Origin of the sequence: Citrobacter sp. Igbk 14 (assembly GCF_028069825.1) — a bacterium.
GTDB lineage: Bacteria > Pseudomonadota > Gammaproteobacteria > Enterobacterales > Enterobacteriaceae > Citrobacter.
The window spans coordinates 1-12,732 of sequence record NZ_JANEWM010000025.1; the positions used below are offsets into that span (position 1 = coordinate 1).

At 50.0% G+C, this 12,732-nt stretch carries 9 protein-coding genes; 7 read left to right on the forward strand and 2 right to left on the reverse strand.

Features of this window, described 5'->3' with window-relative positions; genetic code table 11:
* Positions 1-224: 224 nt before the first annotated feature.
* Together NNN64_RS11675 and hutC are read right to left on the reverse strand one after the other, a co-directional pair.
* Positions 225-824: a HutD/Ves family protein gene (locus NNN64_RS11675; protein ID WP_271441491.1), complete on the reverse strand. Its 600-nt coding sequence runs from the start codon at positions 822-824 to the stop codon at positions 225-227.
* Positions 821-1,552: a histidine utilization repressor gene (gene hutC / locus NNN64_RS11680; RefSeq protein ID WP_416348263.1), complete on the reverse strand. Its 732-nt coding sequence runs from the start codon at positions 1,550-1,552 to the stop codon at positions 821-823. The genes NNN64_RS11675 and hutC overlap by 4 nt, the downstream gene beginning before the upstream one ends.
* A gap of 330 nt (positions 1,553-1,882) precedes the next feature.
* Between hutC and NNN64_RS11685 the strand changes: the two genes are divergently transcribed.
* The 7 genes from NNN64_RS11685 (at position 1,883) to NNN64_RS11715 (ending at position 12,479) form a co-directional block, all read left to right on the forward strand.
* The gene (locus NNN64_RS11685) at positions 1,883-2,413 is read left to right on the forward strand and encodes a Csu type fimbrial protein (RefSeq protein WP_271441493.1); all 531 of its coding nucleotides are present in this window, start codon (positions 1,883-1,885) and stop codon (positions 2,411-2,413) included.
* Positions 2,414-2,427: 14 nt separating this feature from the next.
* Positions 2,428-3,150, forward strand: coding sequence for a fimbrial biogenesis chaperone (locus NNN64_RS11690; protein WP_271441494.1), 723 nt, complete (start codon positions 2,428-2,430; stop codon positions 3,148-3,150).
* Between the two features lie 55 nt (positions 3,151-3,205).
* On the forward strand, positions 3,206-5,491 hold the full coding sequence (locus NNN64_RS11695) for a fimbria/pilus outer membrane usher protein (protein ID WP_271441495.1): 2,286 nt from the start codon (positions 3,206-3,208) through the stop codon (positions 5,489-5,491).
* Positions 5,492-5,504: 13 nt separating this feature from the next.
* Positions 5,505-6,473 carry a Csu type fimbrial protein gene (locus NNN64_RS11700; protein WP_271441496.1) on the forward strand — a complete coding sequence of 323 codons (969 nt, stop codon included), beginning with the start codon at positions 5,505-5,507 and terminating at the stop codon, positions 6,471-6,473.
* Between the two features lie 322 nt (positions 6,474-6,795).
* Positions 6,796-8,070: a Glu/Leu/Phe/Val family dehydrogenase gene (locus NNN64_RS11705; RefSeq protein WP_005122303.1), complete on the forward strand. Its 1,275-nt coding sequence runs from the start codon at positions 6,796-6,798 to the stop codon at positions 8,068-8,070.
* Between the two features lie 396 nt (positions 8,071-8,466).
* Positions 8,467-10,329 (forward strand): STY4199 family HEPN domain-containing protein, encoded by a 1,863-nt coding sequence (locus NNN64_RS11710; RefSeq protein WP_271441497.1) that lies wholly within the window; start codon positions 8,467-8,469, stop codon positions 10,327-10,329.
* 38 nt (positions 10,330-10,367) lie between these two features.
* Positions 10,368-12,479: a hypothetical protein gene (locus tag NNN64_RS11715; protein WP_271441498.1), complete on the forward strand. Its 2,112-nt coding sequence runs from the start codon at positions 10,368-10,370 to the stop codon at positions 12,477-12,479.
* Positions 12,480-12,732 lie beyond the last annotated feature (253 nt).

Here is a 12,732-nt window from a genome sequence, read left to right on the forward strand (position 1 = left end):
TATTTATTCACAAAATCAAGATGGATTTGCAAAACGAAAAACAACAAAATTGCACTTTAGATTAATAAATACAATGAATTAAGCTGAAGACAAAAATGATGGGGAGATGAATGGCATTGATCTTGTTCACAAAATAGCCACAAACTACTGATTAAATTTGCGGCATCAGTCACAAACAAAATACACAATTAATTAACATTTTCAGGGGTGGAACAGGATGAAGATCACTCTTCGATACTGCGCAACTCGATGAATGCCCAGTAACCGGAACCATGAATGCCAAGGTCCAGAACGTCAGAGTGTTGAGGTTGAGGTGGAAGTACTGCGCAATCATAACAATGCAGTTGTAATGGCGGCATGGCGGTTGAAGAGAGGATCAAATTCGACGCGGCACAGAAAATGAGTGTCGTAACGCCGGGGCTGAGTTGGTATTGCGCGTGCGTGTCGACCGTCTGCCAACTCAACGTAGCATCAAAGCGTTCTGGCTGATAAATAAGATTAAAATCCAGAATCGGTCCATCCACTAGTTCGCTGTCCACGCGGCTATTACCGGAGAATGCCCCGGTATCGAAAGCATAAAGCGTCACGCCGGAAGCCGAATCAATGTGCAATGTCATCCCATTGCCGCGCAGTACCGACAGCAGCCGCTGGTATCCCTGATAGCGTGAAAACTCACCGGCCTGTGCCACCTCCGCCATTGAAAGTCGCCACTGAAAATTGTCATCTTCTGGCGGAAAACGCTGAATTTCCCGGGTCATTCCGGCCCCGTTTTTCCACGGCATCAGCCTGTAATCGTCGTAACGCAGCACGTGCCATCCATTCATGACGTGAAATGTCCTTTTAAACGATGGCGAGTTCCCGGGTACAGCAGTCGGGCATAGCTGACATTAACCTGTTGTGACCAGGTCCGGCGGCAAATAAGCAGGCAAGGCTCATGAGGCGCAAGCTGAAGCCACTTGCTTTGCAGCGCAGTGGCCGAAACAGCTTCAACAACATGCTCCCCTTCAGTAAGCGGTGCCAGCCTGTTCAGGTAAATATTCGGTGTTAACTGGGTAAAATCCTGCTGAAGGTACTCCGGCGCTACGTCCGGATTAACAAAACGATCTTCAATCTGAATAGGGATATCATTTTCATAGTGAATGATCGAAGAGTGAAAGATTTCACTTCCGGGCTGCATATTCAGTGCCATAGCCTGCTCTCTCGTGGCACTCACTGTCTGCAACAGCATCACAGAGCTACGATGCTGATGATTTCTCGCCTGTATCTCATCGGCAATATTCTGGATCTCGAACAGCGCTGACTGCCTTTTCGGTTCAGCCACAAATGTTCCGACCCCCTGCAGTCTGACCAATAACCCTTCTGCTGTCAGTTCCCGCAGGGCGCGATTAATCGTCATTCGGCTAAAGCCGAGCAATTGAACCAGTTCAGATTCCGAAGGAACACGATCATTGGGCCGCCACTCACCGCTGTTGATTCTATCCGCGACCATCGCCTTGACTTTGGCATACAGTGGGAGCGGAACGGAGTGCTCAACTGCAAGTTTATGCGACATCAACGTCATTACCTGAATTTCCTTTATCTGGCAAAAAGAGAGCGACTTACCCTCAATCTTAGAGAGAGTTATGCACACTGTATAGCCCACGTCGTTTTTAATTCCGTCCTGAACCCGCTGTGCATACTTTTGAGTAGCACAAAAAAGAAACGGCATACTCACCCGTTGGTATTATTTTTTTGTCGACGGCATCACCTTTTCTCTAAGTAAAATTCATGAGATCAACTGGCGTACGTCTAATACTTATTCTAGGGTTAAATCATGTCTTCTTGTGTCACATTATTGTTTTTTTAAAGCAAAAAATGTGGTTATTTGAAAAAGGTGAAGGATATGGCTCTAGTCTTCGACAAACGCTTAATTCTTTTTTGCTGCGCCTTTTCCATTATTCCGGCGGCAAATGCAGCGTCCACCAACGGGACATTTCAGGTACTGATGACGATCCAAAAAGCGTGTACTGTCACTGCGGGGTCGGCTTCAAATATTACTCTCGGTCCCGTGAATACCACAGCGACAAATACCAGCGCAAGCAACACAATTTCAATTAATTGCTCAAAAACCACCCCCTACTTTATTGGTCTGGCACCTTCAACGGCCAACGGCGGGACACCCACGGGGTCCGGCGCCATGTCCTCTGTCGCAAATGCAGCAAACAATACCGATAAAGTGCCTTATCAATTGAACCAAACATCAGCAACAGGACCGGTCTGGGGGAATACGGCCACCACCACCACGGTAGGAAATGGTGTTGCATCTCAGGGAACAGGGCTTCAGCAGAGTTTTACCGTTTATGCCACCGCGCCAAGCGCGAACTTCACACCTGACGACTATGCCGACACCGTAACGGTAAACGTTAACTACTAAATTCAGGAACACCGATGACAGTAAAACTGCCTGTACAGCAGTATGCCTGCGCATGCCTGTTAGGAGCGGCTGTGAGCGTAAATCCGGCGACAGCCAGCGGATTGCAGGTTGCCCCAGTCACATTAACGCTGCAAGCATCGCAAAATGCCGATGGGATCTGGCTAAGCAATGCCGGAGAAAACGTGCTGAATGCCCAGGTTCGGGTCTTTCGCTGGAGCCAAAGCGCTTACGGCGACAAGCTGTCTCCCTCTCAGGGGCTGGTTATCAGTCCGCCAATGCTGGCGCTAGCCCCTGGTGAACGCCAGTTGATTCGTGTTATTCGCACCGGCCCGCCCTCGGCACATACTGAAGATGCCTATCGGTTATCCATTGACGAATTACCGCCAGCAAAATTACAAAAAAATAAACTTCAGTTTGTACTGCATTATTCCATACCTGTTTTTATTCAACCAACGGCACAGGCTGAAACCCAGGCAAAATTGCAATGGACATTACAGCAACTTGACGGCAAAAAATTTCTTGAAGTCAGAAATCAGGGAAATGGTCATGCGCAATTATCAGCGGCAACCTTTATAAACCATAATGGCGCGAAAAAAGTCATTACGCCGGGACTATTAGGCTACGTTCTTCCGGGCTCAACAATGCGGTGGATATTATCCCCGTCCGCCAGTGATACCCATTATGGCGGTAAAGTTGAAGTAACAATTAATGGCCAAAAAACAGTACAAGATCTCTAAGAGATCCTGGCTTCTGGTAAAATGTTGCTTACTCAATGGAGCATTATTATCTGGAATGGTTTCAGCTTACGCGGACAATAATAACCAGACAAACAGTGGAATTATTGGTGACGCAACACCTCTTGCGGGCATCGATTTATATCTCGACGTGACCCTGAATGGAAACCCTGTCGGATTGGTTCATTTTGGCTATCAGAATGAAAAACTCTATGCTGGCGCAAATACCCTACGACAATTGGGTTTTCGCTTACCGCAAAATACAGCTGCAACCGTCGGTCTGAACGATATTGCCCAACTGAGCATTGACTACAACGTCGAACAACAAACTCTGGCGCTCACTGTGCCGCTCAGTTCCCTTGATCTTGTCACCACGCAGGTGAACCCGACCGGCGAAGCGACACCAATAGCATCAAACTCACGTGGGGCATTACTCAATTACGATGTCTATGCTCAGCAGGGAGATGAAAGCAGCGCCAACACATTTAGCGAGTTGCGCGCGTTTAATGGCTTAGGGGTGTTCAGCACAACCCAACTGACGCAATATTCCACCGCGCCCAACGCAGATAATGCCTTCTACCGTATGGACACCCGTTGGCGCACGTCATTTCCGGATAATATGTTGGCAATAAACGTTGGCGATACCCTGACAAGCTCGCTCACCTGGTCCCGACCGACCCGTATTGGCGGCATCCAGATAGGAACCGATTTTGGTTTACAGCCGTATATGCCAACCACCCCGCTTCCCTCCTATCTTGGTTCTGCCACGCTTCCTTCAAACGTTGAGTTGTACGTCAATGGGGTTAAGTACTACAACGGGGAGGTTCCGGCCGGAAGTTTTCAAATCAACACCATGCCTAATATCAGTGGCGCAGGGACCGGTCAGGTGATGATGACCGACGCGCTGGGCAGAACGACAGTACAAAACTTCTCGTTTTACAACGATCAGCAACTCCTGCGAGAGGGGCTAACAGCCTGGTCAGCGGAATTCGGTGCAGTAAGAGAGAATTACGGTTACGCCTCATTTGATTATGCCAGCGCCCCTGTGTTTAGCGGGACCTGGCGTCGGGGATTCAGTAACACCTTTACTGCAGGTACGCACGCGGAAACCAGCGATGGGCTGATCAACGCAGGTTTCAGCAATGACTGGGTTCCCGGCCCGCGCAGCGGCACAGTGTCCACCGCATTGGCAGCCAGTACGGACTCAGGGAAAAGCGGATTTTTGTACAGTGTGGGTTACCGTTGGTCAGGTGAACAGTTTAATTTCAGCACCAGCACAACGGCGACGTCGGGTGACTACCGTGATGTCGCAACCCATTATGGTGAGCCGCCGCCCTCGCTGAGCAGCAATACGGTGATAGGTTATGCAATGCCGTCTGCCGGCAATGTCAGCCTGAGCTACCTGCAGTTTCGCTATCCGCACGATAGCGCGGTGCGCTACGCCAACGCCAGTTGGTTCAAATCCGTCACCGATAACGTTTCACTCAATGCCGGCTTTAACCAGAATATTGACGACACCCGCGATCGCAGCGTTTACCTGATGGTGACGGTCACCACCAGCGGTAATCTGAGCGCCAGCAGCACCGTACAACGTACCAATAATGAAACCGGCTACCAGATCAATGCCAGCCAAACGCCACCGGGTGACGGCGGCTGGGGATGGAACGTTGCAGCCAGCCAGCAAGCTTCCCGGCAAAGCGGCCAGGGGGAAGTCGGATATTTGGGCCGTTTCGGAAAAGCCTACACCGGATTTAGTCGCCTGCCCGACAACCACTACGGTTATGCTGGCGCGACCGGCTCCCTTGTTGCGATGGGGGGAGGTTTGTTCGCGGCTCGGGAAATCAACAATGGTTTTGCCGTCGTATCTACAGACGGCATTCCGGACGTGCCCGTCAAGCTGCAAAATAACCTTGTCGGTCGCACCGACGATCAGGGTCTGCTGCTGGTCACGTCACTCAACAGCTATCAAAACAATCAAATCAGTATTGACCCTATGGATCTACCCGCCAATATGCGGATCGCCCGTGTTGAAGCCAATGCAACACCGGCGGATCGTTCCGGAACCCTGGTCAGTTTTGGTATCACTCCCGTACGCGCCGCGCAGGTTACTCTCGTTAACGAACAAGGTAAGGCCATTTCTGAAGGCAGCATGGCATATATCACTAACGGCACCGGCCAGTCATCCGTGGTCGGATTCGATGGTATGGCCTGGTTTGACACCCTGGAACAGCACAACAGATTACGCGTCGACACAGATACCGGTAGCTGTGGCGCACAATTCGATTATCCCGCCAATGCAAAGGGGATCGTACAGATAGGCCCGCTGGAATGTCGGTCACAATAGCAGGAGTTCATTCATGAGATTAAGACAGTTACTGTTTATCGCTACACTCCTCCTCTGTCCAGGGATAAGCCATGCGGTAACCTGCTCCGTAAGTAACGTCCAACCCATTAGTTTTGGTGCAGTGGACCCGTTGTCATCATCAGGCGCAACGACCTCAATGACCTTTACCTGGACTTGTGCAAAAGAAGTGACCGACGTACTGGCGGGGATTAACCTCTGTTTTAATATTGGCGCATCGGCCGTCAGCGGTCAGGTGGCAACACGGAATATGTCGTTAAGCGGAACACCTGCCAGAACGTTAAGCTATCAGCTATATCAGGACGCCGGGCACAGTAAGATCTGGGGGAGTCAGTATCAGAGCGGCACCACGTTTCCCATGGTACAACTTAACTTGCTCAATTTGATCCCAGTGACCGGTTCGCTGACCGTATCCGCTCAGCTCGTCACTCCGCAAACCTCTGCGGTCCCCGGAAGTTATCAGGACAGCTATACGGCAGCCACGGCGCTTATCACCCTCAACCCTGGATTAGTTATTCCGCCTTCCACGTGTGGTGATACCGTTGCCGCCAGACTCCCCTTCACCGTATCAGCCACTGTCAGCAAACAGTGCAATATCACATCGGCCACTAACATTAGTTTTACCCCGGTGAAGGCAACTCAGCGCAATGCGACAGCATCAAATACCATCGGGGTGGCATGCACCAATAACACCCCTTATACCATTGGACTACAACCCTCCAACGGCAATACTGCAGGCAGCGGTGTGATGAGCGGAACGGGGGCTAACAGCGATAAAGTCCCTTATCAACTCAGCTCAACGCCAGGACCTTCCGGTACCGTGTGGGGCAACACCTCTCTCAATACCGTTACAGGCACTGGCACCGGTTCTGCTACGCCGTATTCAGTGTATGCCACCGTTCCCAGCGCGAACTATACGCCCGACAACTATGCGGACACCGTCACCATCTCAGTGACTTACTGACGCGCCGCTAAAATGCAATCAAGAAAACACAAATAATTATCATATTGTTTACTTTTAGAGGTACATCATAAATCTGACAAATAGTCATTCTCATGCGCCATGCATATTAAATGCCCGAATCGCTATTTGAACGCAAACATTCGCAAAACAAATAGATAATTATTCACTTAACGCTTAATTCACGTGTTTTTTATATGGCTACCTGGAGGCTGGAGGACAGGCTGTTTCTTGAAAAAAATGTTAAATTTAAGTTTATATGGTGAGATCCACTGTATACCACGGCCAAATTAAGAACATATTACTTTTATAACTAAGGTTTATCATGGATAAGTTATCTTACGCTTCAGATAGCAGCACATCTGCCTGGAATACCTACCTGCAACAAATCGAGCGTGTGGCCCCTTACCTGGGCGAACTTTCCCATTGGGTGGATACTCTGCGCCACCCGAAACGCGCGCTAATTGTCGATATTCCGGTGCAGATGGATGACGGCACTATTCGCCATTTCGAAGGATATCGTGTACAGCACAACCTCTCCCGCGGCCCGGGAAAAGGCGGTGTGCGTTATCATCCTGATGTTGATCTTAATGAAGTGATGGCCCTTTCCGCCTGGATGACCATCAAATGTGCCGCACTGAACCTGCCGTACGGCGGTGCCAAAGGTGGCGTTCGCGTCGACCCATTCTCGCTGTCTGAAGGTGAACTGGAGCGTTTGACCCGTCGCTATACCAGCGAAATCGGCATTATCATTGGGCCGCAAAAAGATATTCCTGCGCCAGATGTCGGCACTAACGGCAAAGTGATGGCATGGATGATGGATACCTACTCCATGAACCACGGCACCACCGTAACCAGCGTGGTCACCGGTAAACCTATCCACCTTGGCGGTTCGTTGGGTCGTGATAAAGCAACGGGTCGTGGCGTATTTGTCAGCGGTCTGGAAGTGGCTCGTCGTGCCAACATCGACGTTGAAGGTGCGCGCGTAGCGGTACAAGGCTTTGGTAATGTCGGCAGTGAAGCGGCTCGCCTGTTCGCCAGTGCTGGCGCACGCGTCGTTGCCATTCAGGATCATACTGCCACCCTGTTTAACACCACCGGGATCGACATGACCGCGTTGACCGCCTGGCAGTTGGAGCACAAACAGATTGCCGGTTTCCCTGGGGCGGAAACTATCGCCAGCGAAGCCTTCTGGAGCGTGGAGATGGATATCCTGATCCCTGCCGCACTGGAAGGACAGATTACCCGTCAACGTGCAGAAATACTGACCTGCAAACTGGTGCTTGAGGGCGCTAACGGCCCAACTTACCCGGATGCCGATGATATGCTGGCAAGCCGCGGTATCATCGTGGTTCCTGACGTCGTATGTAACGCAGGCGGCGTCACCGTCAGCTACTTCGAATGGGTTCAGGACATGGCCAGCTTCTTCTGGAGCGAAGAAGAGATCAACAATCGCATGGATAAAATCATGACCGATGCGATGGTTCATGTGTGGGAGAAAGCGGCGGAGAAATCCTGCTCATTGCGCACTGCCGCCTATATTGTGGCCTGCGAGCGTATCCTGCTGGCACGTAAAGACCGTGGTATTTATCCGGGATAATACGAAGGCCAATACGCCAACGTTTTTGACCGACGATAAACGCCAGTCGTGAGTTACGCCAATAATGCGGCATTATTTGTGGCATTATTGGCGTGTAGTCGCCTGATTCACCCGCCCCGCTTTCTGCGTTTTACTTACCCAATATCTGCGTATTTTGTTAGCCAATAAACATTAAATTCCGTCGCAGCAACCATAATTTGCGTTAAGAACGCATAGCGATGCATTATTGGCCGCAATGTCTACTACCAATATTACGCCCCGCATATATATTGACGAACTGATTAAAAATCCCGAATAATCGTCGAATTATGGCATTCTGGCTGCAGGGAAAGTTGCCTGACACAGTGCGATTAGATCGGGCCGGGAAAACTCAGCGAATAACCACGTGAGAATATAATGGTCGATCATTCATCTGCTTCTGAGCACAACGATTTTACTCGTTGCCTGTCTCTTTTCGACAGCGCATTTCCACAAATCTTATCCCTGCTGGGTATGCCAGTCCCCACGCAGCTCTCGCCTGATACGTTTTATTATTCACTTGATAAAGCCCGAGAGAAATTGGGCAACTGGAACAGTGTAGCGGCTCGATTTAACTATAACGAGCAGGAAATGGCGAGCTTTCTTGCGGCACTTAGAACCTTGAAAAAATGGCTCGTCAGAAATACAGATGGCCAGCCCGCGGACAGAAATCTGACCATTGCCGCGTTGCGTCTTTTGTGGCAGCTCGAATATTTGCGAGAAAAACAACCTCAATTAACTTATTCAACGACGCTGCATAACGAAGGCGAAGAAAAGCAGTTACGTAGTTTGCAGCAGGTACGGGCATTAGAGTTGACCATTCGTAGTTTAATTAATGAAGCGTACAATAACCAACAAGCCCTACTTGAGCACCTAAACAAATTATTTGGTCAGGAACGTGTGAAAAAATGGCTGAACGTTGCCGATCGTGATGACGTATTGAGTGGGACCCTTTTCAGTGAACTCGCCTCACTGTTTATTGATAAAAACGAATATCCCATCCACTATTCTCCGCTTTATCAATATACCCCGTTGCTCAGCTTTGTTAACGATAAACGTACAACACTGAACACCTTTCTTGACGATATTCGCGTAATTCGCAACCGTCTTGCACATCATAAGCGGGTAACCTCCGTCCAAACAACATTGGTGAATTACTATTACCGAGAAATTACTGAGCCGGTACAGGAGGCCTTCGATGAAGGCCGCGTAAAAGTTAACCCTGATCGCTTTTTTGATGACAGCAATGCTGAGGTTGCTCGCTATTTCGAACGGACCAGCCAAAAGATTGAAGATCTCGGCGGCGACGTTCAGGGAATAAAGGATGACCTGGCGGCTCAGGCTCAGGATATTGGTAAAATCAAAATTGAAACGGGCATCATTCGCAAGTATGTAGTCTGGGTGCTGGGCGGTATCGCCGTCCTTATTGTTGGCTCGGTACTGACTTTTGGAACTTCAACCAAGACGCTGGTGAATACGGAGTCCATCCGTAGCGATCTCGGGGAAGTGGGTAAAACGGTTGCCGGTGCGAAAAAAGAAACCAGTAACGATCCGCGTAAAGAACTGGCGAATATCGGCATTGCCTGGGATGAAAAAAATCTTCGCGCCGCTATCGACCGCGGTGACACCCAGGTTGTCAATTTGTTTCTTGCCGGAGGCATGCGCTGGAAACTGTATTATGCCGAAGCCGCATTACAGGAAGATCGCCAGGAAACGTTGAATGCCCTATTACAATCAGCATCGTTGATGGATGAAAAAAACGGTTGTCTCAGAATGGCCGGTAAATTACGTCAGCATGCGAACCACAACAATGGCACGCTGACCCCCATACAGATTCGTTATTTAAAAACATTCTGTTCTTCTGCCAAGGATGTTCAGGGTATTAAAGCAGAACTGGACAGCGCGCTTAATTTTGAGAAAGCCCAGAAGAAAGCTTACGATGAAGAAATGGCCAAAAATGAACCTGCGGGTCGCTGTGAACGCCGTTTGATGGCCGATAATGCGCGTGACTTACTGGCTGACGCGGCGCAGTTTTCACTGCAAAGACCTACCACCTATTCACTCCACGATGTGTTATTGAAAGAACTGAATACGCGTCTGATGTTCGGCACGCTCAACGGGGCAGAGTTAAAAAGCCTGGTTAAGAACTACTGCGTAAAACAAGAAAACCATGAACCCAATATTGCGATTGACGATAACTGGAGTCGCTCACAACGGGTCATTTATAACGTAGTCAAATAATGAGCGATACACCAACACATTCATCGACAGAGAATTATATGTTCGCATTCAACAATGCATGGCCGCAGTTTACTTTCGAGTTAAATCCGTCGCAGCGTGATGCACCGGCAGGCAGCCTGCTGATCGGATTGGGCGACGGCAATGATACGGAAAGCCATAAGGGTGTCGCGCTCAATAACAAAGGATACCGTGCAGGTCACTACAATTCGGTGAGTGAACTGGTGGCAAATGCCGACGATCGTCAATGGACTATATGGCGCAGCAAACTCTCAAGTGTCCAGGGAATACAACGAATCGTTATCGAAGATTTCTCTCTGGATACCTGTTTTACGCTATTGCTGTTTTTGAACCATCTCGATGCCGCTGGTTCGCTGTCGCTATCAACACATCCGTGGCTGGAATACGTCACCGCATGGGAAAGCGGTATTTACCTGGACGGTGATGATACGACGCGTTCTGCCGCGTGCTTGTTATCCGCACTCGCGCATAGCAGCCTGTGCGAACAATCCATGGATGATACTGCCGTTGTTCGCCACAACATGTTGGCCTGCCTGCGCCTGTTGAGCGATATGATAATAGCCAACCCAGACCCCACCGCAGGCATTATGCCCATGCACACGCAATGTTATGCAAGTGCGGTCGCAAGTCTGGCGTATGAGCAACAGATTTACCAACACGTTATCAAGCGTTCGGTGACCTGCCAACTCCTGCTGGACCTCGGCACAGGCCGGCGGCAAACGGTGGTTGATGCACTGTTTATCACCGAAACGCTCCCTTCCGGGATGCTGAAAATTCTCGCCCGCTGCGACAAAGAACGCAGTTGGACGCACAATGGATTTGGGTTGCTGGCCATTTATCGCCCGCGAGAAGTGGGCACGGGCAATGATATCGTTATTTCACTCAACCCCATTCAGGGGACGCGCCTTGATGCCCTGTGGTCCGCTCTGGAACAACGTGAAGATGCGGCCTGGCAAGGGTTACGCCCGCACGATACGCCGCGTTTTCTCGAAAGCTATCGCCTGGCCGGAAGCGATAAATTAATCCCTGGAGCACCGAACCAACCCTGGTACGACGATCAAGGCAGAATGACGCTCATTGCGGCACCGAAGCAGCTTGCGCCCGGAGAACCCGGCTCGAAACTGACCTGGCAACAAGACGTTTTGCCCGCAATCTGGGAAAATTATTTTACCCGTTACCTTGATAACGCCATTGTGCCAATAGCTTTACCCGAACTGGATTGCCGCACAAAGGGTAAATGCATTCGTGTCTATCAGCATCGCATCCCGGAGGGCGGTGATATTACGATCGTCCCGCTGATGCGTATGATCGATACCCCCACCTTCCATGCCTGGCTGGCAGCACAGAGCGATAGCACGCGCGTCGTCCGGAGTCCTGCGGATCTGCCTCCCGCCAGCGAGTACCACTGCCAGTGGTACAGCAATATTCTGGTCGTCGCTCACCGTCATGGCGTCACATTCTTCTGTCGCGAAGAAGAGGATAAACATCTGGCGATACTGATTAAAGCGGCCATTTCAGTCGCGGATGTCAGCCATGAGTATGAAGATTTTCTGGCGAACTCTGGCCAACAGATTGAACAGTGGCTCAAGGATCTGCTCGAATCGCAGCAAATGCACAACCGAAAGGGAAAAATTCGTCGTCTATCTGACTGGTCCGAAATGATGCTGGAAACCAAGGCCCGGGCGCTAAAAGCCATGAATAAAGGTGCTTTAGTCGGCAACGATGCCCTACATAACCAGCTGAGTGACGATCTCTCGCGGCAGTGGGGATTGTCTGAGCAACGCCAGGAGCTCATGGCGCAGATAGAGCAATTGGATCAGCTCATGCGCCAGGCGATTAGTCAGCGTCAGGAAAAACGTCAACGTATTTACGGCGCCCTGTTTTCCGCTTTAGCACTCGGCGCGGCGGCTAACCATATTTGGGAACCGATTAAAGAGATAAAAACAACAAACCTTTATGAATGGCAACTCATGCTATTCAAAGAGCAGCCAGCCCCGGCAATGGACAAATTACAGGCTATTGCTGCAGATGCCGCACGATATGAAGTCTATACCCTGGCTATTCTGCTCATTTTTGGTTTTATTGGTTTTATCTTGTTCTGGTTTTTCGATTTTAATGGCAAAGAAGAGTAAGGAATAACGTTTTATTCACGATGCCGTTAGCATAAACCTTGCCGCATCTCTCACTTCCGCTGTTTTATGCACCAATACGTTTCAATACGGAACATCACCAGATGCTAATGTTCCGTATTGAAACGCCAATCACATCAATTTTCTTTTGACTACCCGTGTGCAAAATTACCTTATCGGCAGCGAGAGGTCGCCGTGGCGCTGTACAAACCGATACCCTACATCAGATGTCTGCCTGAATGTGCAGCCATCTCAG